This is a genomic window from Acidobacteriota bacterium (genome assembly GCA_040754075.1).
Lineage (GTDB): Bacteria > Acidobacteriota > Blastocatellia > UBA7656 > UBA7656 > JBFMDH01.
The window spans coordinates 45871-72347 of sequence record JBFMDH010000019.1 but is presented as its reverse complement, the minus strand read 5'-3'; the positions used below and the strand labels follow the sequence as shown (position 1 = coordinate 72347).

The window sequence follows — 26477 nt, the reverse complement described above, 5'->3', positions numbered from 1 at the left end:
CGGGCAAATTTTTAAGGAGCGTGTATGCGTTATGTGGTAACCGGGGGTGCCGGTTTCGTGGGGTCACATTTAGTTGATCGCTTGATGGCAGAGGGGAATGAGGTGTGTGTATTTGATAATCTGGTAACCGGGCGAGTTAGGAATGTAGAGCGCCATCTCGGTCATCCCAGATTCCAATTTATCGAACAAGATGTGACAGAGTATCTAAGCGTTGATGGCGAGGTCAGCGCCGTCGTTCATTTCGCCTCGCCTGCATCTCCAATAGATTACTTAAATTTGCCTATTCAAACGCTCAAAGTGGGAAGTTTGGGAACCCATAAAGCGTTAGGGCTGGCGAAAGAAAAGAACGCGGTGTTTTTACTGGCGTCAACCTCCGAGGTTTACGGCGACCCGCTCATTCATCCGCAAAAAGAGGATTATTGGGGAAATGTGAATCCGATTGGCCCACGAAGTGTTTATGATGAAGCCAAGCGCTTTGCCGAAGCCATCACTATGGCTTATCACAGAAAGCATGGGGTGGATACCCGAATCATTCGTATTTTTAATACCTATGGGACCCGTATGCGACGTGAGGATGGGCGCGTCGTATCAAATTTTATCGTTCAGGCATTAGCCGGAAAACCCTTGACTGTATATGGTGAAGGACGGCAGACCCGCTCATTTTGTTACGTCAGTGATTTGGTCGAGGGGATTTTACGATTACTCAGACAAAACGGTGACGCCGTAATCGATGGGAAGGACATTCATTATCCGGTTAATCTGGGTAACCCCACGGAATTTACCATTGCAGAATTAGCAATGGAGGTTATTAGATTGACCGGGAGCACGAGTGAAATTATCAATCTGCCCTTGCCCGAAGACGATCCGAAATGTCGTAAACCTGATATAACCAGAGCCCAAGCGCTTTTGAATTGGCAACCTGGTATTGGATTGAAAGAGGGATTGGGAAAGACGATTGACTATTTCAAGCAGGATTGAAGATTAATTTTCAGCTATTGTAGAAAAGGAAAAATCAATATGAATATAGCGGTAATCGGTACAGGTTATGTAGGGTTGGTAACCGGTGCTTGCTTTGCGGACTTTGGCAATAATGTCATCTGTGTGGATAAAGACGAAGCGAAAATCGGCAAGTTAAAAAACGGGGAATTACCGATTTTTGAACCTGGGCTTGAGACGATTGTCGTGAAAAATGTGAAGGAAGGACGGCTATCATTTACCACCAATCTGGTTGATGCTGTTGAAAAAGCCCTGGTTGTTTTTGTTGCGGTTGGAACACCTCCGGCGCAGGATGGCTCCGCAGACCTGACACAGATTTCACAAGTTGCAATGGAGATTGCATCGGCAATTAATGAGTACAAAGTGATTGTCACAAAAAGTACGGTGCCTGTGGGCGCGGGAGCATATATCAAAGGCGTGATAGAGGAAAATAAGACATCATCCTGTAGATTCTCCGTAGCCGCAAACCCAGAATTTTTAAGAGAAGGGGCTGCAATTAATGACTTCATGAAACCGGATAGAATCGTTTTGGGGTGTGCCGATGAAGAAGCGATAGCAATATTGAAAGATTTATACAGACCGCTTTATTTAATCGAAACCCCATTTGTGATTACCAATACCGAATCCGCCGAAATGATTAAATATGCCTCAAATGCCTTTCTGGCAACCAAGGTATCTTTTATTAATGAGATTGCGAATTTATGTGAAAGGCTTGGCGCTAATGTACAGGATGTATCAAAGGGGATGGGGATGGATGAGCGCATCGGTTCAAAGTTTTTACATCCGGGTCCGGGGTTTGGCGGGAGTTGCTTTCCTAAAGACGCCAAGGCGCTTGTTGCGTTGGGGCGAAGTGTCGGCTATGAAATGCGAATCGTGAATTCCACGATAGAAGTAAATGAGTTACAGAAAAAGCTGGCGGTCAGGAAAATTCAGGAAAGGTTTGGGGATTTGAGCGGCAAGGTTGTCGCTATCCTGGGGTTGGCTTTTAAACCGGATACGGATGATATACGAGAGGCTCCGTCGCTGGAAATTATAGAAGAATTGATGCAGTTGGGTGCTAAAGTAAAGGTCTATGATCCGGTGGCAATGAAGGCTGCCAGTCGGTTATTAATGAATGTTGAATTTGCAATTGATGAATATGATGCCGCAGCGGGGAGTGATGCAGTGGTTGTGGTCACCGAGTGGAATCAATTTCGCAGTTTGGATATTAAGAAATTAAAATCGTTAATGAAATCCTCACTGATGTTTGATTATCGGAATATTTATGAACCTCTCATGATGAGCAATGCCGGGTTTGAATATATATCGCTCGGTCGGTAAAACAAGAGTCTGATAACGAAGGTAATTAAAGTTGGCTATTCTTGAGACATTAAGTAGGCTGAAAAGGGGAGAAGCTTCGGAGAATCCGGTATTGATTACAGTAATCTCTCAGAGCGGGGAGGTCAGGAGGAAATTAATTGATCGAGCAATAGTTGAGGAAACCATTAAGCAGTTGCCATCTACCGGAATATCTAAAGCTAATAATTTGGAATCACTATATCTAAAAGATTTTGATTTTTTCTTGCTATCAGATGTTGTGGGGGTCGAAACTATCGTTGAATTTATTGGCTTTCCGGTCAATCTTTTTATATTTGGGGCGGGACATGTTGGGAAGGCGGTTGCTGAAATAGCCGTGAAACTTGGTTATACGGTGCATCTTCTTGATGATCGTGAAGAATTTTTAAATACATTTTCTGAAGGGGATATTCAAACTCATTTGATTGACTTCAATGATTTAAACATTGAAATGAGTGCTGACGATGTAGTAGTGATTGTTACGAGGGGGCATTGGTATGATGAGCTTTGTTTATCTTTTGCCATTAAACAGAGTCCCAGGTATTTGGGGATGATTGGCAGCAAGAGGCGTGTGCTTGGAATAAAAAATAGACTGATTGAAGAGGGAATTTCAAAAGTCCGGCTTGATCAGGTTCAGGCTCCGATTGGGTTGAAAATAAATGCTAAAACGCCAATGGAGATTGCCATTTCTATATTGGCTGAAATTATTCAAGTTATAAACTCGAAAGAGAGGAAATTATGTCATTTGAAGGATTAGATTTGTTGAACATTGATTCGCTATTGACGGATGAAGAGCGGCTTGCACGTGATTCGATAAAGAAATATGTTGAAAACGAAGTGAGTCCGATAATGCCAGAATTTTATGAAAAAGGTGAATTTCCTGATGAGATCATCCCAAAGTTGGGGGAATTAGGGGTACTAGGGGCTAATCTCCCAGAGAAATATGGCTGCGCAGAAATGAATAATGTAGCCTATGGACTGGTCATGCAGGAACTTGAGGCTTGTGATTCGGGAATAAGAAGTTTTGCATCAGTTCAAGGGGCTCTTTGTATGTATCCGATTTTTGCCTTTGGTAATGAAGTACAAAGAACTAAGTATCTTCCTAAGATGGCTACAGGCGAAATAATCGGTTGCTTTGGCTTGACCGAACCTAATTTTGGTTCAAATCCAGTGGATATGATAACCAAGGCTGAAAAAGTTTCTGGCGGATTTATCGTCAATGGCTCAAAGGCCTGGATAACCAATGGCTCAATGGCTCACATAGCAATTGTCTGGGCGAAAATTGATAATCAAATTCGCGGATTTATCCTAGAAAAAGGGATGGAAGGGTACTCGACGAGAGATACCAAGCATAAGTTGAGTCTCAGGGCATCCGTCACTTCAGAACTATTTTTTAATAATTGCTTTGTTCCAGAAGAGAATTTGTTGCCAAACAGTGGTGGACTAAAGAGCCCTTTAATGTGTCTTACACAAGCTAGGTATGGAATATCCTGGGGTGCCATTGGGGCAGCTATGTCCTGCTACAGTTCTGCACTGAATTATGCAAATCAGAGGATTCAATTTGGAAGACCTATTTCAGCTTTTCAGTTAACTCAGGAAAAGCTAGCCAAAATGATTACGGAAATTTGTAAGGCGCAATTGCTTTCATTACATATTGGCAGATTAAAAGATCAAGGCAAATTAAAGCCTGTACAAGTATCTATGGCTAAAATGAACAATGTATCTATGGCTTTAGATTGTGCAAGAACAGCGAGGGGAATTCTTGGCGCAAATGGAATAACCGGCGAGTATCCGGTTATGAGGCACATGTGTAACCTTGAGTCAGTTTATACCTATGAGGGGACTAACGAAGTACATCTACTGGTAATTGGTCAAGCGGTGACAGGCATTCCAGCATTTGCAGATTATCAGGAAAAGTAAAGCTCTTAAAGCTACGTAATCCTCATTATCGGACTCAGGGAGTGTTTCCATCTTTGAACTGATTCTCTGTGCAGTTCTTTAGTGTGGAGACCTTGCGATTACTTCGGAAAATTGAAATGACTAACCTTAACTATTCACGTCTTGCTTATCTATTCATTTCGCTGCTTATTTTCTTCTCCGCCTGCAAATCATCAGGCGGAGAAATTCCTAATGACCTTGCAGACTTGTTAAAGAGAAATGCTGTGAAAGAGTATAAAACCGATTTCTCTTATGAAACCCCGGAAATCCCCGATAAAAAATATCTTTCGCTAACCGTCGTCCATAGTTTCTCTTCAGCGGATGGCGAACCTCAGAAGGAACATCTGGGATATATCTTGAAAAAGGAAAACGGTGAGTGGAAGGTTGAAAAAAATACCTCCTACACCTTAAAGGCTGATAAAGCCAAAGGACTACTAAGAGGGGAAAAATAATTCCCTATTTCAATTTGACACCTGATTAGGTCGATTCCCTTGCGGCGGTCTGGTTGACTGCTGCTGCTGATTAGTGAGTTGATTTGGAATATAAATAAAAACCCACTCTTCATATTTTTTCAGTCCATATAAACTTCTAACAGAACTCCCCTTGACTCTGGGAGCGACTCCGACTATCGGCAATCCCCCTGATGAGCTATTTTTAAAAATATTAGCCAGCGGGTCATTCGCGCTATTCCCAAAGGACGAAGTATCGTCATCATCGTCGTCATCATCGTCGTCGTCATCATCATCGTCGTCATCTCCTGTTCGCCTCCCACCAATAGCAGTTACCCCACCGGCGCTTCCTTGAGTACCCGGTCTTCCCTGACTAGATGAGACTTCCCCTGTGCCTGTGAGTGGCGTCAATCCACTACTGGAATTATTTTGGGTTTTCACCGGAACGGACGCTAATAAAAGATATTGCTGCGGAATAATCCCCCCGGTCTCAGTTGCCCAGGCTTGTAATACAGGCATAATTCTGGGGTCTCTGGCGTAGACCGGCTCCCATTCCTTCCCATCCATCGGATCGATCATCGCCGAAGGTCTAACCGTTTTATACTCTGTTACACCAACGGTGAAACCATCTCTAAGCTTGTTCAACTCTTTTAAAAATCCATAGGGCGGCGGAGATATAAGATTAATAGGTCCAAGTCGTATGCCATTATTATAATAACGCGCGATGCCTTCAGCCATTTGTTGACCGCGAAACATCATCTCTGCTTCTTTTTCACGTTGCACTTGAACAACGTAATTCGGCGTTACTGCCGACACCAGTACAATCGACATGATGGCAAGAGCGAGAATCAATCCCAATAATGCCCACCCTTCCTGTCCATTATTCTCCCGCTTTTTCATTCCTGCGAACTCTCCTATTTCGGTTTTTCCTGTAAAGGCAATCTTCGTTTGATGTCAAATTGCAGGTGGGTCAATTCCATTCCACCAACCGCAATCGAGTCAACTCTCCAAAGGCTCTGGATTTTATCGCCTACCCTCACACGTAAGACCTCTTTCGACTGACCGATCTCCAGAACTCCCTGCTCACCCAATATCCCGATAAACCGGAACGGCGGTTCAGGCGTAGGAGTAACCGCAAAGTTTGCCGAATTGGAATACTGTTTCACGGGTTCACTTTTTGATTTCACTTCAACATTAATGGATTTCTGATAAGCGTAATCGCCCGGCGTCATCTCGACAGTTAAAGCGCCATCATTAACACGCTTCGTAGGCTTTGCCCTACCATCTAAAAGCACCTCTGCATCGGCAGGAGAATTTTTAACATACACGGTTAATGTAAATGACCGGGGCGTGCCGGCTGTGGCGCTCTGCGGATTAACGCCAACTATCGTAATCGGTGGTGGCGGATCGGGCAGTCTTGGAGGTGGCGGTGGCTTGACCCAATATTCAAAGATATTCCCTCGCTCACTAACCGCAGGGCTGCCCGTTGGCTTGTACGCCGCAAGTTGCAGCGGCGTGTTATCGGAAAGCAATTCCTGGAACTCTGCCTCTTGCCCATTTCCACGACCAGATTGCTGTGCAACCTTTGCGGCAGATTCAGGGTTTTGCACCGGAACCGATGACCTGGTATCCGGCGTCGCGCTTCGATTTGAATTCGCTAATGTGGGTCTTGGCGGTGGCCCACTGAAAAATAGCTGGTAAATCAACACACCCACCAACGCCGCGCCTAAAATCCCCAAGAATATCAGTTTCTTTTGTTCGGAACCTTTTGCCATCTTTTTAACCTTACCGAATACTACCCCTGAAAATAGGCGGTCATCTCAATCGCCAGAGATATGCCGGATAATACCATCTGTCCTCTGCGACCTCTTCCGCCTGCCTCTCTATCTTTAATCGATGTCAGCGATATTGAATTAATCGTAATGAATTGCTTATTCAACTCCAATTCGTAAATGAATTGCCGTAGATTTTTATAATCCCCAGCGACCGCGTAATTAATTTTCAAACTGGGAAAGGTACTACTTAACTGCTCGATTCCCTGCTTCCTGCTTTTCGCATCCGGGTCACTATTCGCGCTGAGCTTACTCGCAGACATCGAAATGCCACTGACTAACTGAACACTATTCTTTTTAGCCAAGTTATTAATCGCTTCAATCAATGCGATTCGCCCCTGCGAGATATTTTTAAGATATCCGGTTTTGAAAGCTTCAAGCGAATCTATCGCATCCTTGCCGGGGTCTTTACTTACCTCATTCTTGTACGCCAGCGTGGATTGAATATTGATTTCGGTCTTTTTAAGATTTTCTACCTGTTGTTGAAGCGCCGTTTTATCCTTACTTTCATTTTTCAGAGTTGAAAAATAATAGACGCTGCAACTGACCAGCGAGAAGAGTGCGAAGAAGACGCCCAATAACTCTACAACCGAGAGGCCAAAAGGTTTGGCAGGCGGTTTTGCCTGAGATTTAATCAGCGTTGAATTTTTCTCCTTTACCTGGGTATACATTACTGCTGACCTCCACTTTCGCTCCCTCGCGGTTTATAGGTAAGCCTCAAAGTAAAAGGAACCAACCCCTCATCGGTTGTGGTCTCCTGGCTAGCCTGTTCTATTTCAAACAAACCGCCTGAGTGTTCCAATGCGGTCATCATTTCTGTCATCTGAGAAGAACTTTTACCGGCAGCTTTAATCTCTAAAATGGCGCTGGGATTCGATTCTTCAGGATTGATTTTTAACTTACTTCCATCGTCAACCTTTATGCTCAGGACAAAGGCATCTTTTGGAACAAAATGCTCGATATCACTAAACAACTGGTTCCAGGAGAAATTCCTTTTGGCAATCAGTTGACGCGCCGAAGCCAACTGCATCTTTTGTTCATCGCTTAAAACTGTGACCGGAACAGCTTTTTTAACATCAATGGTTTTAGCGTTCAGGGTTTGAATAGTTCTTTCTATTTCCCGCTTTTGCTGCTCAAGGATACTGATTTCATTGAGCGTTTTTATGCGTTCACCACTAATCCAAATGGCAAATAGTGAGCTACAAAACACCATCGCCATGACTGAGAGCCATAACAACCGTCGATTAGTGAAAGGATTTCTCGATAAATTAAGATCAACTCGCATCGCTTCTAAGAATAACTGAGATGTAGATCGAATCGCAATTAATGAACCATTGGTTGAATTGATTATTCAATCAGCCTAAATATTCATCACCTTGCAACTTTCGAGGTTCTAAAACGCATCCACCTCACATTGGTTCAAATTAATTCCGATAATCTGATGGGGGCTTTTCTCTACTGGGAGGCATGAAATGCGTACTTGTCCGAAATGCAAACTGGATTATGCAAATGAATTCACCTACTGTGAATTCGATGGTTATAAACTCATTGAAACCAGCCCAATATTATCAGAGCCATTTTCATTAAAAAACCCTTTTCGTTTCCTGAGCGCATCAATGCAATCCTTTTATAAAGCGCGAAAATTGTTGTTTAGCGCCCTACTTTTATTGCTTATTTCTTTTCCCTTCCTCTATTCATCAAATAAATCTCCAGACCGATTGAAAACGAATAGCAATAAACAAGAGCCTCTTGTTATCGAAACCCCGAAGGTTGCCATAGACTACTCTGAAGACCCTTCGACAGATTTACAGGCGCATAATCAAAAGCCTTCGACACCCGACCAACCCGGCGTAAAGGTTTACCTTCCCCCTTCACCTCAATCAGATACGAACAACACACGCGAACCTCAACCCACCAAACCGAATTCTCCACCTGCAATTCGAGTTGAATCGACTGGTAATTCCAAACCCCAAATTAATGCGCATCAACCCCAACCGCCTTCGCCAATTAAATCATCAACAACTTATCAACCCAATGAACCTCGAAACTCACAAGTTGTAACTTCATCAAATACGAAAACCTCTCCCCCTGGTAGCGCAGGCGTTCCATTCAGATTATTGAGTTCTCAATCAAGAAACGGGTCACAAGGAGTTTTTTATCAAATGGCTTTCCAAATCGGCAACGAAAGCGGGAGGTTAATTCATTGGGATTATTTAATGATTACAGTCAGCCTGTCGTCCGGGAAAACCATAAATAAAGCCATTCCATTAACCCTTGCTACCGGTTCTCCCGGAAAAGCTACCTTTACAATCACTACCCCTTCAGTTCCCTATTCTTCAAATGGACTCATGCAATTCCGTTTGCTTGGACAAAACATTGATAACCAAAAAGTCATTGCTTCAACTCGGAGTACCTTTTAAACATTCGTCAACTTAACAATTCGTCATTTACCCTCACAGCCGCCTTATGAATCTATTCCAAACTATCCATTCGCAAGTCGTTATCAGACTCTCTTAACTTCGGTTGCCGACCGACCGATTCGCTCAGATTAAATAAACCTTATATAGTTGAAAGCGAAATCCCATTATTGAGTTTACCGATGAAACCAAAGTCTCCAGCTAATCGCTTAATCAACGAAACCAGCCCTTACCTCGCGCAGCACGCTTACAACCCTGTTGACTGGTATCCCTGGAGCGATGAAGCAATTGAAAAATCACGGCGGGAAGATAAGCCCATTCTTTTATCAATCGGCTACTCGGCATGTCATTGGTGCCATGTCATGGCTCACGAATCCTTTGAAAATGCGGCGATTGCTACGCTGATGAATGAACTATTTATTTGTATAAAAATTGACCGCGAAGAACGACCCGATATCGATGCCATTTATATGAATGCCATTCAAATGCTGACAGGACATGGCGGCTGGCCACTGACAGTTTTCTTAACCCCCCAGCTTAAACCGTTCTACGGCGGCACCTATTTTCCACCGGAAGACCGCAGAGGAATGCCCGGCTTTCCCAAGGTTTTGCGAACCATTGCCGATGCCTATCACACCAAACGCAATGAGATTGAGGACAGCGCCAAGGCAATTACCGAGGAGCTACAAAAAACCAATCGCTTTTTTGTGTCGAATGAAATGCTCACCGTCGAGCTTTTACATAACGCCTTCAATTCCCTCTCCCTGAGTTTTGATCCGCAATACGGCGGCTTTGGCAACGCTCCAAAATTTCCTCCGTCGATGACGTTAATGTTTTTATTACGGTATTACCGGAGGACGCAATCGCCGGACGCTTTAAAAATGGTGGAAGAAACTTTGCAACAGATGGCCAACGGTGGTCTCTACGATCACCTCGGAGGCGGATTCGCCAGATATTCTGTCGATCAATTTTGGCTGGTTCCCCACTTTGAAAAGATGCTTTATGATAATGCGCTCCTCGCGAGAGCTTTTTTACAGACCTTTCAAATCACCCAAAATCCCTTTTATAGTCGAATCGCCGAAGAGATTCTCGAATATATCTATAGAGATTTAACCGATAAAACCGGCGGTTTTTATTCAGCGGAAGACGCCGACAGTGAAGGCGTCGAGGGAAAGTTTTATGTCTGGCAACGAAATGAGGTCGTTGAGTTACTGGGTGAGGAGGTCGGTGAAATTTTTTGCGATTTTTATGACATTTCCGAAGCCGGAAATTTTGAGCGCCAAAATTCCATCATCCATATAAAGAAGCCCTTGGACAGCTTTGCCCAGGAGCATCAACTTTCCACTGCCAGATTAAACGATATCCTCCAGCAAGGTCGCAAAGCCCTTTTTTATAAACGCCTGCAAAGGATTCGCCCGGGGTTGGATGACAAAATCATCACCTCCTGGAACGGCTTGATGCTCACGGCTTTTGCCGAAGCTGCCAATATACTGGGGCGTGATGATTACCGGGAAATTGCGCGAAGAAATGGCGATTTCATTATGCAAAATTTAATTCGCCAAGGTCGATTGCTCCGCACCTATAAAAATCAATTGTCGAAGTTGAACGCTTATCTTGAAGATTATGCCTTCGCCGCCGAAGGATTTTTATCACTTTATGAATGTACCTTTGAGATTACTTACTTCAATCAGGCTAAATCACTTGCTGACCAGATGCTTCAATATTTCTGGGATGAGCAGGATGGAGGGTTTTATTTTACTTCGTCAGATCACGAATCATTGATTACCCGCAATAAAGATTTTTTCGATAATGCCATTCCCTCAGGTAATTCGGTTGTCTCACTGGTTTTACAAAAACTCGCAATCATTACCGGTGAGCACACCTATGCCAATTATGCCACGACGATTTTACGGATGATTCAACCGGCAATGAAACGTTACCCAACGGCTTTCGGATATGCGCTTTGCGCGCTCGATTTTTATCTGGACGAGGCGGCGGAATTCGTGCTGGTTGGTGAGCCATCGTCTCATGAAATCAAGCAATATATAAAGGAAATCTATTCCCGATTCATTCCCAATAAAGTCATTGCTCTGGTTGACCCTGAAGACAAAACCGCAATGGCAAACTTCAAATTAATTGATGGAAAAGTTGCCATTCAGGGTTTGCCAACCGCTTATTTGTGTCAAAATTATACCTGTCTCTCCCCTGCTACCACACCACCGGAACTTGCTGCACTGCTGGATGCGTAGCAAAATAACCTTTCCTCAAAAAAAGCAAAAGCCTGATGCCGCTTTTCTTGAGCATCAGGCTGTACCTAAAAATCCCGATTTACCATTTCGCCACAAAGGAGATAAGCTATGTCCATCTACCAAAAATCAGTTCAGCTCATTTTGACATCGCTTTTGGTATTGACCTTTCCGATCATCTTTTCAGCTTCGACCACCTATCAAGTCTTTGCCCAAACCGAGATCAAAATAACAGTTGTAAATTCGCAACTCTTCCCTGAAAAAATTGCTGTCCCCAAGGGATCAACCGTAACCCTCTTCATTCAATCGCTTGATCAAGATTACAAAATCGCCTTACCGGCTTTTGGAATCGACAAAATTGTTAATCAAGATGCCACAGAAAAGATTGAGTTTTCTCCTGATAAACCGGGGAAATTCCGGTTAACCGGTTCGCCAGTATTCGGTGACCCGACGACTACCGCATCGAGCGAATTGACGATTACTGACCTGCCACCAAAAGCCAAACCCGCCTCAAATATAAAAGTGAGTTTCGACCCTGAATCCTCCGGAGTCGCCTATGTTGAGGTGAATGGCGAACGAATTCGCATTGATACCAACACCAAATCTTATTCCCCTGTCGAAGCGGAACTCGTGTCAACCGCGCCCCCATCGGTATCGCAAACAGATTCGCAACCGCAAATGCCCGTTCAAAATTATGATTATCAAATAATCAACCTTCCGACTCCCAAACGCATCGCCAAACATGCTTTGAATGTCCATTTCACCCATAGGTTCTCAGCGCCAATCAATGATAGCGGGATTGACCAGTTGTTTGGACTGGACAGTTTTTCCGCCTCTTCCCTCGCGTTTACTTATGGGGTTACGGATCGCTTATATCTGAAAGCTCACAGAACACCGCTTTGTGAATTCAGAGAATTTTGTAAAACCATCGAACTCGGATTCGGTTACCATTTATTGGATGAAACCGGAAACTCCCCCATCGCCCTGTCAACCTACGCAAGCGTCGAGGGCAATGATAACTTCACCGATAATTTCACCTTCAACCTGCAGGCGATGCTGGCTCGCAGCCTGACGAAATATGTCGATCTGTTTTTCTCCCCTGCGCTCCATCTGAATGCCAATGGCAACAGTCGCTTCAATCCATCGCCGCGCAATCAACCGCCGGAGGTTGCTCAAGCCGCGCGTAATTTAAGCCTGGGGAAACACTCAGGCTCTTTCGGTTTCGGCATAAATGCCCGAATCAGACCAAGCACCTCTTTGCTCTTTGAGTTTGTTCCCCGTGTTGGATTTAAGACCGGCCAGGTTATTCAGACTTTTGATCCTGTGACTTTTCAATTCACGGGATTTGAAAATCGTTCCAAACCGGCTATCGGCTTCGGCATTGAAAAACGGCTGGGTCGCCACGCCTTCGCCCTTACCTTTACCAACTCCCAGAACACCACAACCAGTCGCTACAATTCGAGTTTTAGCGGATTACCGTTAAGCAAATATGTCATCGGCTTTAATCTGTTTCGCAGACTCTTGTAACCCGCATTTAAGGGTGGAATGAAAATTCCATTCCACCCTGCTCTCGCGAATCATTCCCCTTAAACCCGCGCGCCAGTGCTTTCGTAACCACTACTTCAGGCAGTTATTTTTTAATTCAGGTCGCAGTATATTTGTTTATTTCTTACTGATTGCCTTGCTAGGTTGGAATGGATTAAGCCAAAATTCTAGATAACCAGTAAGAAACCGGTTTCGTGAAATTTTGAAATGGAGAAACAACTACCATCGTAACGATGTTGAGAAAGGAGCATTTTTAATGAATACACCAGGAGATGTTATTATCGAAGAGAAATCGCCGGATAATGATGAAATAATTGTCAAACGGATTGATAATCCTGAACCTCCTCAATCAAACACCTTTGAGGACATCGCTTCTTCTGTAAAGGATTCTGTAAAAGAAGTCGCGCAGAAGACCGGAGAAGTTATGAGTAAAGCCACGGAGTCGATCAGCAAAGCGATTGAATCTGCCCTGTCATCGCGCGACCATGTCGTCATGGTTCGGGTCAATGAGGATTCGCTTAAAAAACTTGATGCCCTTGTGCAGTCGGGAATTTTCAAGAGCCGCTCGGAATCGGCAGCTTTTTTAATCGGCGAGGGCATTAAAAGTCAATTCGCTTTATTCGATAGCATCGCTCAGAAAATCGAAGAGATTGAACGCTTGCGTTCGGAATTAAAAAGTATCGTTCACAGCAATGAATAGTTTCCTATTTATTTTTCAAGGTCTGGTTTCTGTTTTTTGAAGAAACTCCCACTACCGCGGAGTGATAAAGGTGGTGGGAGTTTCTTTTTGCTCAACTGAATTTCCCATCTATGGCTGAAAAAATTCATCGCTACCCCTGCCCGAGTTGCAGCGCCGATTTGCTTTATGATGCCAGAGACGCTTGCTTAACTTGCCCATTCTGCGGTCGAAAAGAACCGATTCCGCAATCTGCCGACGAAGTCAATGAACGGGCATTCGAGCAATACCTGCAAATCTCAGATAAACATTTGGCAGTCCTCTACACCAATGCCCTTGAGGTCAAATGTAATAGTTGCAGCGCCACGGTTACTTTCGCGCCTCCGCAGGTGGCAGGCGAATGTCCGTTTTGTGGAAGTCAGATTGTCGCTCAGCCAAAGGCTGCTGATCCCTTGGTTGCCCCTGAGGGCATTCTTCCCTTTTCCTTAAACCAACAAAATGCCGATGAAGCCTTGAAAAAATGGTTGTCAACCCGGTGGTTCGCGCCGAACGCCTTAAAGCACCTGGCTTACCGCGAAGGAGCAAGTGGTATCTATCTGCCTTACTGGACTTTCGATGCCCATGCGACAACCTTTTATGAGGGCGAGCGCGGCGAACATTACTACGTCACCGAAGAGTTTACCCAAACCGACGCTCAGGGAAATTCCGTGCGTCGCACCCGACAGGTTCAAAAAACCCGTTGGTATGCGGCGGGTGGACAGGTTGAAAACTGGTTTGATGATTTACTGGTTGCGGCGACAAAATCTATCGCTACAGAACGATTAAGAACCCTTGAGCCTTGGGATTTGCATAGCCTGAAAGCCTATGAACCGGCTTTTATTGCCGGCTTTAAAGCCCAACGTTATGAAATCGAATTGCAAGCGGGGTTTGAAATTGCCAAACAACAGATGGTGCCTTCGATAGAAAACGCCATTCGTCAAGATATTGGCGGCGATGAGCAACGCATTCATCATTATCGTTCGCATTATTCCGGCATTACCTTTAAACATATTCTCCTGCCGGTATTTTTAGGCGCTTATCGATTCCGTCAAAAACCTTATCAAGTGATGATTAACGCGCGAACCGGTTTGGTTCAAGGGGAACGCCCCTATAGTTTCTGGAAAATTTTCTTTTTTGTTCTGACGCTCATTATCATAATCGGACTATTGATTTTTCTATTTTCCGGAAAGAATTGAAGCCTAATTTGGACGGTTCCGCGCTTATTTGTATAATCGGGGTGAGCGAACATTTAAAGCTTTAAATCCATTGGAGACTTTATGACCGTTAGTTTGATTTCTGAGGAGCTACAACCCATTGCCGAGAAGGTTCAAAATGGCGAGCGATTGTCATTTGAAGACGGAGTAAAACTTTTCGCACACCACGACCTGATTTCCATAGGAGCAATGGCAAACCTTTCACGTGAGCGCATCAATGGCGATTTGACCTACTATAATGTGAATCGCCATATGAACTATACCAACATCTGCGTCTCGGATTGTGTATTTTGTGGCTTCTATCGTCGCATTCGCCATCCTGAAGCCTATGAATGGTCGGTTGACGAATGTGTCGAAGTCGCCCGCAAAGCTTATGCAGAGGGCGCGCGTGAACTACACATCGTCGGGGGATTACATCCACGATTTCAATTCGCTTACTACACCTCAATGTTAAAGGAGCTAAAAGCCAACTTCCCGGACATGCATTTGAAGGCTTTTACGATGGTCGAACTGGATCATCTGACCCGAACCTGCCGAATGACCGATGAAGCGGTTATCGAAGGGTTGATTGAAGCCGGACTCGACAGCTGTCCGGGTGGCGGCGCAGAAATTTTGCGCGAACCTACACGCAGTAAAATTTGCGCCCATAAAACCTCCGGTGAACGCTGGTTGGAATTATCGGAGAAAGTGCATAACCACGGCATTAAAACCAATGCCACGATGCTCTATGGCCACCTTGAAACTTACGAAGACCGCATCGATCACCTGATTCAACTGCGCGAACTTCAAGATAAAACCGGCGGATTTATGTGCTTTATCCCGCTGGCATTTCATCCTGAAGGCACAGAGTTATCCGGTTTGCCCGGACCTTCGGCGATTGATTCATTAAAAACCATCGCCATTTCCCGTTTAATGCTCGACAATATTCCGCATATCAAAGCCTATTGGGTGATGCTCGGAAAAACCATTGCTCAAGTCGCTTTACGATTCGGCGCAGATGACCTGGATGGCACCATCAATGACGGGGGAACCTTGATGGAATCGTATCTGGCGGAAGGCAATAGCAATCATTTGACCAAAGCCGACATTGAAAAATTGGTTATCGAAGCCGGACGCATTCCTGTGGAAAGAGATACGCTTTATCACCCTATTGAGAAAAAGGATTTACAAATCACAGATTTAAAACCTCGGCACATTAAACTGCCGGTTCTGACTCAAGGAGTAAATTAATCGCGCCGCCGCATTCGGAAAAGAGCAGGTGAACATAACTTTACTTAGACTTAATTGGCGATTAACTGCTATATTTTCCTTTAATCTAACCCAGTGGAGGATAAAATGGCAGACTCTATAGGGGCATCTATATCATCCGCCCCTAAACAAGAACGAAGCAAACAGACCCGCGAAAAAATCATTCAAGCAGCGATTCAACTCATCAATACCAAAGGCTATGAAAAAACCTCTTCTAATGACATAGCCGCTGAAGCTGGGGTGAGTGTCGGTTCCTTTTATACCTACTTTGCAGACAAGCGACAGATTCTATTAACGATTTTTGACCGCCTGTCCAATGACCTGTCCAATGACATCTTTGACACCATTGGTCCGGAACATTTATTCGATAAAGACCTGCGTGGAAACATTCGTCTGGCGATTGCCAATGCGCTGGATAATGAAGGAAAAAGAACCGGCTTACAGCGCGCTATTCATGAAATGGTGATTAAAGATTCGGAGTTTGCTGAGCGGCGAAAGGCGGTGATGCAGAAATCGATTTCCAAATTAAGAGAATTGATTTCGCTGGCAAAAAAAGCCGGATTAACCTGTGAGGTAGACCCTGACACAGCAGCTTTCATCGTCCATCGGGTGGTTTTTGATTTATCGCAGGATTATATTTCCGAATGCTGTGAACTGGATAAGGAGATTGCTATTGATGCGTTGACCGATATGATTTATCGATACGTTTTTCTTCAACAGAGTTAACCTCCGAGTAAATCATCTTTTAAATTCTCGCTTAATTGCGTAATGATCAACCCTGGCTTGACATTCATACGACAGGCCATGGCGGTTTTGATTTCCCCGTTTTCCTGCCGGTAATCAACAAGGCAATTGCTACAATCCCCGTTCCAGCAATAATCGCCTAACGAAATCGCCTCAACCTTGATGAATTGAAAGCAGCGTAACAGATTATTATTTTCCGGCACCTCAACAATCTGATTACAGAGATGAATTTGAACCAATCGTTGAAACTTTCCGAAAATCTGATCCCGCCAATCCAGGTTTTCCAATACACTCCCCCTCATTGATGACAGACCATTTTTTTTAATTGCCTTTTCAGGTTCAAAAGGCAACCCGTGTTATGGAGTGAAAATAATCGATCAACCCTTTTTATAAAGCAGGTTGACTCCAGTTGCGCCTGCCACCACAACGATATCGGCCAGCCCTATAAATAATCCCGATTCAACTATCCCGGATATTAATTTGATTTCCCTCTCCAACTCGCCCGCCTCATCAATCCCCGGAAATTGACAATCAAGGATATAATTTCCGTTATCAGTCTCAAGTATGGAATTTGAATTTCTTCTAAGCTGCGGCGAACAATTGAGCATCACTAATTGGTTACTGACGGGTCTCCAGCAAAAGGGTAAAACCTCAACCGGCAACCGGTATTTTTCTCCTAATCGGGAAACCAGTTTTGTCTCATCAATGATGATGATGCGCTGCTTCGCATTTAGGGCAATCAATTTCTCTCTGGTAAGTGCCCCGCCGCCGCCTTTAATCATATTCAATTCGGGGTCTATTTCATCTGCGCCATCAATTACCAGGTCAATGGTTTCTGCCTCATTAAAACTTATAAGCGGAATGTTTAATTCATTCGCCAGATTCTCGGTGCCAATCGAGGTTGCCACTCCGGTTATTTCCAAACCATTTGAGATCAGCTTTCCGATTTCCTGTAAGGCATAAAAAACCGTTGACCCTGTCCCTAACCCAACAATCATGCTCGGTTTTACAAATTCGACCGCTCGCCTCGCAGCATCGGCTTTTAATTTTTCACGCTCATCTTTCACGATACCATTCATTCCTTTTTATTTTTGGATTGCGGTAAAACATAGCACCCGATGGTTGATTTTGCCAGATAGTATGCTCTCCCATAAACTTGGCAGGTATGACACGCTTTGCTAAACTGTGCAAAAGTTAAATGGATTACAATTAAGGAGCGTACAATGAGTGTTATTATTTATACCAAACCGGGTTGCCCACATTGTCAAAAAGCCAGAGAGCATTACACACAAAGAGGCATCCCTTTCGAGGATCGCAATGCTCAGGATAATTTACAATATCGCAAGGAAATGTTTTCTTACTCAAATGACGACCCAACGGTTCCGGTAATCGTCGAAAATGGGAATCTCAAACAGATTGGCTGGGAAGGTCGCGGCTGAACGGTTCACTAATACTTGGGCAGTTGCCTAAGTCCCCAAAACTATCGAGGCAAAAAAATGTCTACATCAATAGATAAGTTAAGTTTTAAAGGCAAATTTTCAAAAGAATTATCGTCGCTCCAGGAATTGATGGAGAAATTGTGGAGTGAACACGGCGTCTCTTTCGTGAAAGCCGGCGATGAGCGGGTTTATGCTTTTGGCGGCAATAAAAGTGTCATTGTTTTTGATGAATCGAAATGGCATGGCACCATTGAAATGGCAACCCCCAAAGGAATTATTACGATTAAGCCCGAAGCCAATGGTGAATACTTAGTGACTGGAAATAATTTGGATGATGAGTCCCTAAAAACCGCGCTGGTTGAAGGCACAGATGAAATTCGCAAATACTACGATAACCGTTACTGGAATGCCAATAACGCCGCCAGCTGAATCTCAATTCAGGTTAATCATTTGAGGAAGTTTGATGATTAATCAAGAGGTTTATATCGGAACGCAAGGGTGGAATTATGCTGATTGGTTTGGGCCATTCTACCCGCCTAAAACTCCGAAAAGCGACCTCCTTACCCTGTATTCAAAAATTTTCAATTCCGTTGAAGTGGATTCTACTTTCTATGCAATCCCTTCAGAAAATACCCTGAAAGGTTGGAATGACAAAACTCCTGATGATTTCATTTTCTCATTGAAATTGCTTTCGGAAATCACCCACAAAAATCGCCTACGAGATTGTCACTCTCTGCTCCGGGAATACGTAGGTCGAGTGAGTTTGTTAGGCACTAAACTGGGTTGTATTTTGATTCAACTCCCTCCTGACTTATCACCAGGCGAACATCCCGCCTTGAAAAAGTTTTTAGAAATTCTTCCCGAAGGTTATCATTTCGCCGTTGAGTTCCGCGACTCAGGATGGCTCACTGAAGCGGTTGTTGAAACTTTGGAAAGGGTAAACGTGGCATTCGCTTTAACCGATAGCCGATGGCTTCCCAGAGCCAAACTTCCTGAAATTGTCGATTATCAGCGAATCGACTTTTCCTATATCAGGTGGCTTGGGGTTCGTGAGTTAACCGATTTTGGCAGGATACAGATCAATCGCCGGGAAGAATTTTTACTCTGGCTTTCGATTTTTCAAAAACTCCAAATGCGTAACCAGCGCATTTATGCCTACTTCAATAACCATTTTCAAGGACATTCACCCGGAAGCTGTAATGAGTTTAAAACTCTACTTGGACTAAAAGTAGTTTCACCTGAAACTTTAAATCCACAACTTTCACTATTCTAAAACTATCAATTGGCTTCTCAGCTTACTATTCTTAATCTAATGAATAAAAGGTAGTTGAGTTAAGTTACCTTCAACAATTCCCTGAGCCGTTCTGATTTCGACAGGAATTGCTTTATCAAAATAGCCGTATTTTATACAGGAAAGCGCAATTTTCTTTCTTAAAGTCGGAGAGCTTGCGAAACTGGCTATTTTCCCAATCTCCTTATCTCCGGAAAAAACTTGATCTCCGGTTTCAATACTCACCTTTTCATCCATCAGGATACCCGTCAGCTTTTTACTCACATGACCTCTATAGGTAGCCATGGCAACGGCTTCCTGTCCTGTGTAACACCCTTTAGTAAAGCTCACAATATCTTCCAAGTTAGCTTCCAATAACATATTCGATTCATCAATATCCAATCCATATTTAGGAACACCGGCTTCAATACGCAGTATATCCAGAGCATTTAATCCAACAGTCGCCAGCGAATGAAACTTACCTTTCATCATCAGGAAATCCCAAACTTCGATTAATCCGTTTCCCGGAACCACAAGGTCAAATCCCAATTCTCCGGTTCGACTGTGCTTGATAATGATAACCTGGTGGTCAGCGATGACAGTCTTCATCCACGAATAATTGTCCGAAAGTTCCACCGGTTCAAAACTAACTTCTTTTAAAACCAGTAAAGCGTTAGGTCCCTGAATCGATAAAATTTTGAGATTACTTGAAATATCTTCAACCAAAAAATCGCCGGCATACGAAAATGGAAAAACATAATTGAATATCTTTTGATGGGTTTGCGGGTCATTGATTACCAGATACTCATTTTCCAATTTAATTATCAGGCAAAAAGCTTTTACTTTTCCGTGACCGGTCAAAAAAGCAGCCCGCACTCCTTGATTCACTTGAAGCATTTTCACATCGTTTGAAACCAGCCCTTGCAGGAATTGCGCTCCCTCCGAACCGCCGATTTTTATTATGCCGGTGTTTGATAAATCCATTAATCCGACTTGATTTCTTACGAGGTGGATTTCTTCTTCAATCGAACCATATCGAGCAGGCATCTGAGACCCCGAGTCATCCAAAAAGGTGGCACCCAACATTTTATGGGTATCAATTAATGGGGATTGATTGGTTAAAAAATTTTCAGCCATCATATTCCTTCCTGGCTAGCACTTTAAACGTAGGCTCGCCGACATTTAAAGTTAATACTAACCTTGCATTCATTTAAACTATTTTTAAAACAACGAATTAGCAAACACACCCTAGACTTCGCTTTAATCGGCAGCAAAAAAATAAGCCCAGGTAAAACCACAAACCTGAGCTTACACCAACTCATCTGTACAGGTTTACTTTTTACCCTTTAGTTCGGCTAAAGCGGCAAGCACTTCTTCGCTGTGTTTTGCGGGTTTGACGTCAATAAAGACCTTGGCAATTTTGCCTTTCGGGTCGATGATGAAGGTATTCCGTGCAGAATATTTTTTACCGTTGTAATCTTTTAACGAATCGTACATTTCCGATACCTTCTGGTCGGTATCTGCCAGCAGTTTAAAATTCAACCCTTCTTTGGCGCAGAAATTTTTGTGCGATTCCACATCATCTACACTCACCCCTAAAATTACCGCTTGGTGCTCTTCATAAAGCGCTAAATCTTTTTGAAAATTTCTCGCTTCAAGCGTACAACCGGAGGTGAAATCTTTCGGGTAGAAATAAAGAACGACCCATTTCCCGCGAAAATCTTTTAGCCGAACCGGTTTGCCCTCCTGATTCATCAGTTTGAAATCCGGTGCCTGATCTCCCACCTCCGGTTGGTTCGATAACCCTGAACCAACCAGAGACAAAAGCATGAACATGGTTATTATGATTCTATTTAACTTCATTTTTTTTACCTCAATAATTTCCTGATCAAAAGGGAAATCGCTACATTGCCGCTTTCGACCTATTGCCCAAACATCGTAAAGTGTGTGGATGCCCGCATGAGAAATAACATCGGGATGGAAAGCCAAAGGTTCATTCTCGATGCCAATAAGGCTTTTCGCGCAAGTTTCGCGGATTCCGCTGGAATGGCGGTTCCCTTCTCGGCATTTTCATAGGTCCAGCCAATGATGCGTTTTTGATTGGGCCAGATGATTCCCCAAACATTCAACATCATAATGACGCCCATTCCGCCACCGATGCCAATTGAAAACACCTTGTTACTTGCATAATTGGCAAGCGCCCCATCCATATACTTGACAATCCCAATTCCCATTAAGGTGATCACTACGCCAACCAATATTGCAATGATCCAGCCATTGCTTCCATTATCAACCCGATGGATGATTTGATGAGTTACGGCAAAAGTGATACACACGATCACCAACCAGATGAAGAAAATCAACCAGGTATTGGCAGATGTCATTCCGCCACTTCTCGCATTTCTCGCGCTGGAGCCTAGAATAAACATGGCATAGTAGGTTATGCCGACAAACACGGTTATCACCGCTCCCCAACGAAACCACCAGAAAACTCTGGGCATCAATTGCGGAATGAGTTTGCTTTTGGTCGGTCCATCAAGCACTTTCATCAAATTGACGTTCACAAAATTGAGGAAATAGAGATGCCCAATCCAGATGATACCCGCGATGAAATGCAACCACATGAGTGCCATGTCAAAATGTGATTGAAAATCGTCTGGCAGTTTAAACGGCTTTCCCTGAATCAACAAAAATGGAAGGTCTGTAAATGACACTGGTAGCATAATCTCTCCTTATTAAAATTTAGGATCCAATGGATTCTGAGGCTTACTGAGCGTCTCAGTAGGGTTGGTTTTAGATGATGCCCGGAAACTTACCCTTCGTTGAATTTCCAGGCAAAACCTACTTGTGTTTTGAATACTACCGTGTACTGCAAAATTGCTTGAGTTTGATTAATTGCCCTTTAATGGTTCATTGAGCGAGTTGAATTTTAAATCAACAGGCGGAAAAATAAAGGGCAATTAATCGAATAAGGACTAATGAATTAAACCGAAAATGAACTGCCGCAGCCACAACTCCCTGTGGCATTCGGATTATTGAAGGTAAATCCTGACCCCATTACTGAATTGACAAAATCAACTTGAACGCCTTCCAGATATTGTCTGGAAAATTTATCGACGAAAACTTTCAAGCCATTCTGGGTGAGAATATCATCACCAGGGCGTGGGCTATCTTCAATTTGCATGGAATAGGAAAAACCGCTGCAACCGCCGGGAACCACACGAATTCTTAAACCCGCTTCTTCTCCGGCATTCTCAGCTTCCATAAATTTCTTGACTTCGCCAATCGCGGCTTCCGTAAGTGTCAAATCCATTGTTAGTGTTGCGCTCATCTATTTTTTCCTCTTAAAAATGGTTTCAAAATTATATTGGAGTTTTCTCAATCCTGACTTCAATCTACTGTTCAATCCAGATTATAGTTTGCCGTTCATCGCTTTTCAACTTTCCATTGCTTAAACCGAAAAACTATCCCCGCGGCTGTCACCCAGGTTAATAACCGGGAGTCGGCTTTCAGACAAACTTTTGACGACAATCTCCATAGCGACATTTTCAGCTATTTCAGTTAAGGCAGTTGCTTGTGGACTTCCCTTATCGCCGACCACCACAGGTAAACCGGCATCTCCGCCTTCTCTGACATTGGTTGCCAGGGGAACCTGTCCCAGTAATTTGATATTGAATTTTCTTGCCAGTTCCTCACCGCCACCGGTACCAAAAATATAATGTTTTTCAGCACATTTATTACACATGAAATAGCTCATATTTTCCACTACCCCGAGAATAGGAATATGAACCTGCTCGAACATGTTAATCGCCTTTCTGACATCGCTCATAGATACCTCTTGAGGCGTCGTCACCACAATCGCTCCTTGAACCGGCACCAGTTGCGCAAGACTTAATTGCGCATCCCCGGTTCCCGGTGGCATATCGACAATCAGGTAATCAAGTTCCCCCCACAAAACGTCATACAAAAATTGTCTGACCGCCGTATGCAACATAGGACCGCGCCAAACCACTGGCTTATCTCCGCGATTTAAAAACCCTATGGACATGACCTTAACCGAATAGGCAGTATGCGGCACCAGTTTTTGACCCTGCACAATCGGGTCTTGATCAACGCCAACCATGATTGGAACATTCGGTCCATAAACGTCCGTATCGAGTAACCCGACTTTAGCCCCCCATTGTGCAAGTGAAACCGCCAGGTTGACCGCAATCGTGGATTTGCCAACCCCGCCCTTTCCGGAACTTACTGCAATAATATTTTTTATGCCCGGAACGGCTTGCTTACCTTCAGCCTCTTTTCCTGATGGAACCGCTAATATAAATCGCAGGTCGAGTCGTTGAATCGCTTGGTGGTTCGCGATTAAACGGTTAATGCGCTGTTCAATTTGATTCCTGAAACGCTCTGCCGGGGTCGGTATCTCGATTTCAAGAATCAGGGTTTGATTTTGGAGCCTTAACGATTGGATTGATTTTAATTCGGCAAGGGTTTTGTTTAACGCTGGAATCGAAATGGCTCCAATCTCGGTTAATAGTTGCTTTTCAGGATTATTCATCATTAGGATTGCCGACCTTCGTTTTTACGATTGTCTAAATGGTATGCTAGTGAGCCTATTTTACTTTGTCAATTTGCATAAATTTTTTCACCTTGGTTAAATCGATACCGACGGCATTCAATTGAACTCCGAAAACCCAAAGGGGAAAATTTGGCTACCATCAAACAAAGTCATATTGAAAAGGTTAAACAGGAATTAGCCAGGTATGAACACCCGCTGTTTATCTGGGAAGCTTTTGAAGTTGCTGGCGGTGTGGACGTTTATGTCCACCTGAAATATGAAGGTATCCATGAGGATGCTTATAAATTCCACCTGACCCCAAGAGAGATTGAGGCGCACGCTTTCGTCTGGGACTTTCAAAGACAGTTATATAATTACCTTCATGATTATTTAATCGAGATGTTCACCAGAAGTCCGCATATCAATGAATAAGTTTTACCTTCGACTCGCTAAGCCCTGGGATGAAATTTCTTATATATCTCGCGCAGGCGTTCATTGGTAATGTGTGTATAAATTTGCGTCGTGCTGATGTCGCTATGTCCGAGCATCATTTGAACTGAACGTAAATCAGCTCCATTTTCCAGCAGATGAGTGGCAAAACTATGCCTTAAAAGATGTGGTGTAATATGACCGATTCTTGCCTTCTCCCCATATTCAACAATCAATTTCCAGAAGGTCTGTCTGGTGAGCGGTAGCCCTCTTTGATTTACAAACAAATAATTGGAATTTTTTCCTGCCAGCAATTTCAGCCGTTGCGGGAGGTATTTTTTTATCCACCTTGAGGCGCTATTGCCTATCGGTACAGTTCTCTCTTTGGCTCCCTTGCCTAAGGTGGTTAAATACCCCATATCAAGGTTTAAATCGTTTAGTTTAAGGGATACTAACTCGGATACCCTCAATCCTGTAGCATATAACACCTCAAGCATCGCTTTATCTCTTATTCCGGTTACTGAAGTTATATCCGGTCCTTCAAGTAATCTCTCAACTTCGTCGGCGACCAGAAATTTGGGTAGCGATTGCCAGGATTTCGGGCTTTCTAGATTCTCACTGGGGTCGCGCTTGATGAGTCCGTCGAGGAGTAGGAATTTAAACAAATTGCGAACCGTTACTAAAGTTCTTGCAATACTCTTAGCCTCAAGACCCGCCCCATGCAGATGGCGAATGAATTCCATCAAATCGGTTCTTTCCAGAGTAAGGAAATCTTTATTTCTGGATGTTGCAAAGGCAGCGATTTTTGCGAGATCGCTTTGGTAAGCGATTAATGAATTATTCGATAGACCGCGCTCCACTCTCAAATAACCAAGAAACCTTGATTCAATATCCATTTTCATTTTTTCCCCTTTCAAAGCTCCGAGTTGACGGGTAGATTCTACTTTGCCATATTAATGTTTTTAAAATTAAACATCATACACCAGGGGATGTTAAGGGAAAGTTGAAGGTGTAGTGCTCATCAACTCTAAACCAGATTACTGCTAACGGATACCAAAAGGATGAAATTAGGTGAAATTGCCAAATTATTAGCTGGCGACCTTGAAGGGGATGAAAATTTAGAAATAGAAGGAATCAATACCCTTGATGCAGCGCGGACAGGGCAACTCAGTTTCTTTACCAATCGGAAATATTTTAAACAGGCACAGGAAACCAAAGCTTCAGCCATTATTGTGGATAGGAATTGTCCGGCACTTGATAAACCGCTTATCCGCCATCGGAATGCTTATCATTGTTTCGCCAAAGCTATCGAATTATTTTATCCCAGACAGATATTATCCGGCGTCATTCACCCCACGGCTATCATTTCTCCCGAAGCCCAACTTGGTGAGCAGGTCTATGTCGGGCCATATTGCACAATCGCTGAAGGGGCTGTGATTGGCGACCAAGTTATTTTAGAAAGTCATATCTCAATTCAAAAAAATGTTCAAATCGGAAAAAACAGTGCCATCCACTCCGGTTGCCATATTAGAGAGGGCGTAATAATCGGGGCAAATTGCAAAATTCAAAGCAATACGATTATCGGCTCAGATGGCTTCGGTTATGCCAAACTGGAAGATGGAAGTTGGTATCCGATATCCCAGGTGGGTACGGTAATCATCGAAGATGATGTTGAAATTGGCGCAGGTACAACGATTGATCGAGCGACTTTGGGGGAAACCCGGATTAAACAAGGAGCCCGAATCGATAACCTGGTTCACCTCGGGCATGGTTGTTCGATTGATCAAAATTCCCTGATTTGCGCGCAAGTGGGACTCGCGGGATCAACTCAGGTCGGAAAAAATGTCATTCTGGCTGGGCAAGTGGGCGCTGCCGGTCATTTATCCATCGGTGATAATGTGATTGCCATTGCGCAAACCGGCATTCCCCATTCAATCAGCGCCGACACCACGATTTCGGGTTCACCGGCAATTAATCAACGCTTATGGTTAAAAACCTCTGCCATCATTCCGAAACTTCCTGACCTGTTGAGAACCGTTAAAGAATTGGAGAAGCGATTAAACAGCGTTGAACGCCAGTTAAAGTAATTGATCAGGAGAAGCGCC

Annotated in this window: 29 protein-coding genes; 17 read left to right on the top strand and 12 right to left on the bottom strand. The window is 43.8% G+C overall.

Going from position 1 to position 26477, the window contains the following annotated elements; all coding sequences use genetic code 11:
• Positions 1-24 precede the first annotated feature (24 nt).
• From AB1757_19465 to AB1757_19445, 5 genes are all read left to right on the top strand, one after another.
• Entirely contained in the window at positions 25-978 is a 954-nt protein-coding gene (locus tag AB1757_19465) for a UDP-glucuronic acid decarboxylase family protein (GenBank protein MEW6129228.1), read from the top strand.
• Positions 979-1017: 39 nt separating this feature from the next.
• The gene (locus AB1757_19460; protein ID MEW6129227.1) at positions 1018-2316 is read left to right on the top strand and encodes a UDP-glucose/GDP-mannose dehydrogenase family protein; all 1299 of its coding nucleotides are present in this window, start codon (positions 1018-1020) and stop codon (positions 2314-2316) included.
• A gap of 91 nt (positions 2317-2407) precedes the next feature.
• On the top strand, positions 2408-3088 hold the full coding sequence (locus AB1757_19455) for an XdhC family protein (protein ID MEW6129226.1): 681 nt from the start codon (positions 2408-2410) through the stop codon (positions 3086-3088).
• Positions 3070-4251: an acyl-CoA dehydrogenase family protein gene (locus AB1757_19450; GenBank protein ID MEW6129225.1), complete on the top strand. Its 1182-nt coding sequence runs from the start codon at positions 3070-3072 to the stop codon at positions 4249-4251. Before AB1757_19455 ends, AB1757_19450 begins: the two co-directional genes overlap by 19 nt.
• A gap of 116 nt (positions 4252-4367) precedes the next feature.
• Positions 4368-4721, top strand: coding sequence for a hypothetical protein (locus AB1757_19445; GenBank protein MEW6129224.1), 354 nt, complete (start codon positions 4368-4370; stop codon positions 4719-4721).
• Positions 4722-4730: 9 nt separating this feature from the next.
• Here AB1757_19445 and AB1757_19440 read toward each other — a convergent pair whose 3' ends face one another.
• From AB1757_19440 to AB1757_19425, 4 genes are read right to left on the bottom strand one after another with little or no spacing between them, the layout of a single operon-like run.
• On the bottom strand, positions 4731-5618 hold the full coding sequence (locus AB1757_19440) for a hypothetical protein (GenBank protein MEW6129223.1): 888 nt from the start codon (positions 5616-5618) through the stop codon (positions 4731-4733).
• Positions 5619-5632: 14 nt separating this feature from the next.
• Entirely contained in the window at positions 5633-6493 is an 861-nt protein-coding gene (locus AB1757_19435; protein ID MEW6129222.1) for a hypothetical protein, read from the bottom strand.
• Positions 6494-6513: 20 nt separating this feature from the next.
• Positions 6514-7221 carry a hypothetical protein gene (locus AB1757_19430; GenBank protein ID MEW6129221.1) on the bottom strand — a complete coding sequence of 236 codons (708 nt, stop codon included), beginning with the start codon at positions 7219-7221 and terminating at the stop codon, positions 6514-6516.
• Entirely contained in the window at positions 7221-7769 is a 549-nt protein-coding gene (locus AB1757_19425) for a hypothetical protein (GenBank protein MEW6129220.1), read from the bottom strand. The genes AB1757_19430 and AB1757_19425 overlap by 1 nt, the downstream gene beginning before the upstream one ends.
• Before the next feature lie 253 nt (positions 7770-8022).
• On the opposite strand from AB1757_19425, the gene AB1757_19420 reads away from it, so the two are divergent.
• The 7 genes from AB1757_19420 to AB1757_19390 all read left to right on the top strand — a co-directional run bounded on the left by AB1757_19420 (position 8023) and on the right by AB1757_19390 (position 16661).
• Positions 8023-8970 (top strand): hypothetical protein, encoded by a 948-nt coding sequence (locus tag AB1757_19420; GenBank protein MEW6129219.1) that lies wholly within the window; start codon positions 8023-8025, stop codon positions 8968-8970.
• Between the two features lie 179 nt (positions 8971-9149).
• Positions 9150-11216, top strand: a complete 2067-nt coding sequence (locus AB1757_19415) for a thioredoxin domain-containing protein (protein ID MEW6129218.1) — start codon at positions 9150-9152, stop codon at positions 11214-11216.
• Between the two features lie 108 nt (positions 11217-11324).
• Positions 11325-12740 carry a DUF5777 family beta-barrel protein gene (locus AB1757_19410; GenBank protein MEW6129217.1) on the top strand — a complete coding sequence of 472 codons (1416 nt, stop codon included), beginning with the start codon at positions 11325-11327 and terminating at the stop codon, positions 12738-12740.
• Between the two features lie 274 nt (positions 12741-13014).
• A complete protein-coding gene (locus AB1757_19405) occupies positions 13015-13458 on the top strand; it encodes a hypothetical protein (protein MEW6129216.1) in 444 nt (147 codons plus the stop codon).
• A gap of 110 nt (positions 13459-13568) precedes the next feature.
• The gene (locus tag AB1757_19400) at positions 13569-14669 is read left to right on the top strand and encodes a hypothetical protein (GenBank protein ID MEW6129215.1); all 1101 of its coding nucleotides are present in this window, start codon (positions 13569-13571) and stop codon (positions 14667-14669) included.
• A gap of 81 nt (positions 14670-14750) precedes the next feature.
• A complete protein-coding gene (gene mqnE, locus AB1757_19395; GenBank protein ID MEW6129214.1) occupies positions 14751-15917 on the top strand; it encodes an aminofutalosine synthase MqnE in 1167 nt (388 codons plus the stop codon).
• Between the two features lie 105 nt (positions 15918-16022).
• Complete coding sequence (locus AB1757_19390) at positions 16023-16661, top strand: TetR/AcrR family transcriptional regulator (GenBank protein ID MEW6129213.1); 639 nt, start codon at positions 16023-16025, stop codon at positions 16659-16661.
• On the opposite strand, the gene AB1757_19385 is transcribed toward AB1757_19390, so the two are convergent.
• Both AB1757_19385 and rpiA read right to left on the bottom strand, forming a co-directional pair.
• Entirely contained in the window at positions 16658-17029 is a 372-nt protein-coding gene (locus AB1757_19385) for a hypothetical protein (GenBank protein MEW6129212.1), read from the bottom strand. The genes AB1757_19390 and AB1757_19385 overlap by 4 nt on opposite strands.
• Before the next feature lie 27 nt (positions 17030-17056).
• Positions 17057-17758, bottom strand: a complete 702-nt coding sequence (gene rpiA, locus AB1757_19380) for a ribose-5-phosphate isomerase RpiA (GenBank protein MEW6129211.1) — start codon at positions 17756-17758, stop codon at positions 17057-17059.
• Between the two features lie 144 nt (positions 17759-17902).
• On the opposite strand from rpiA, the gene AB1757_19375 reads away from it, so the two are divergent.
• The 3 genes from AB1757_19375 to AB1757_19365 are packed head-to-tail and all read left to right on the top strand — an operon-like array spanning position 17903 to position 19391.
• Positions 17903-18118, top strand: coding sequence for a glutaredoxin family protein (locus AB1757_19375; protein ID MEW6129210.1), 216 nt, complete (start codon positions 17903-17905; stop codon positions 18116-18118).
• 57 nt (positions 18119-18175) lie between these two features.
• Positions 18176-18547 (top strand): hypothetical protein, encoded by a 372-nt coding sequence (locus AB1757_19370; GenBank protein ID MEW6129209.1) that lies wholly within the window; start codon positions 18176-18178, stop codon positions 18545-18547.
• A gap of 34 nt (positions 18548-18581) precedes the next feature.
• The gene (locus tag AB1757_19365; protein ID MEW6129208.1) at positions 18582-19391 is read left to right on the top strand and encodes a DUF72 domain-containing protein; all 810 of its coding nucleotides are present in this window, start codon (positions 18582-18584) and stop codon (positions 19389-19391) included.
• Positions 19392-19427: 36 nt separating this feature from the next.
• Here AB1757_19365 and AB1757_19360 read toward each other — a convergent pair whose 3' ends face one another.
• From AB1757_19360 to apbC, 5 genes are all read right to left on the bottom strand, one after another.
• Positions 19428-20528: an aminomethyltransferase family protein gene (locus AB1757_19360; protein ID MEW6129207.1), complete on the bottom strand. Its 1101-nt coding sequence runs from the start codon at positions 20526-20528 to the stop codon at positions 19428-19430.
• Positions 20529-20720: 192 nt separating this feature from the next.
• Positions 20721-21251, bottom strand: coding sequence for a peroxiredoxin (locus AB1757_19355; GenBank protein ID MEW6129206.1), 531 nt, complete (start codon positions 21249-21251; stop codon positions 20721-20723).
• A 59-nt stretch (positions 21252-21310) separates the two neighbouring features.
• Complete coding sequence (locus AB1757_19350; protein MEW6129205.1) at positions 21311-22111, bottom strand: urate hydroxylase PuuD; 801 nt, start codon at positions 22109-22111, stop codon at positions 21311-21313.
• Between the two features lie 260 nt (positions 22112-22371).
• Positions 22372-22719 (bottom strand): iron-sulfur cluster assembly accessory protein, encoded by a 348-nt coding sequence (locus AB1757_19345; GenBank protein MEW6129204.1) that lies wholly within the window; start codon positions 22717-22719, stop codon positions 22372-22374.
• Positions 22720-22839: 120 nt separating this feature from the next.
• Positions 22840-23946, bottom strand: coding sequence for an iron-sulfur cluster carrier protein ApbC (apbC, locus tag AB1757_19340; GenBank protein MEW6129203.1), 1107 nt, complete (start codon positions 23944-23946; stop codon positions 22840-22842).
• Positions 23947-24093: 147 nt separating this feature from the next.
• Here apbC and AB1757_19335 point away from each other — a divergent pair, with 147 nt between their 5' ends.
• A complete protein-coding gene (locus tag AB1757_19335) occupies positions 24094-24375 on the top strand; it encodes a hypothetical protein (GenBank protein MEW6129202.1) in 282 nt (93 codons plus the stop codon).
• Between the two features lie 17 nt (positions 24376-24392).
• Here AB1757_19335 and xerD read toward each other — a convergent pair whose 3' ends face one another.
• Positions 24393-25274 carry a site-specific tyrosine recombinase XerD gene (gene xerD / locus AB1757_19330; protein MEW6129201.1) on the bottom strand — a complete coding sequence of 294 codons (882 nt, stop codon included), beginning with the start codon at positions 25272-25274 and terminating at the stop codon, positions 24393-24395.
• A 159-nt stretch (positions 25275-25433) separates the two neighbouring features.
• On the opposite strand from xerD, the gene lpxD reads away from it, so the two are divergent.
• Positions 25434-26459 carry a UDP-3-O-(3-hydroxymyristoyl)glucosamine N-acyltransferase gene (gene lpxD / locus AB1757_19325; GenBank protein ID MEW6129200.1) on the top strand — a complete coding sequence of 342 codons (1026 nt, stop codon included), beginning with the start codon at positions 25434-25436 and terminating at the stop codon, positions 26457-26459.
• Positions 26460-26477 lie beyond the last annotated feature (18 nt).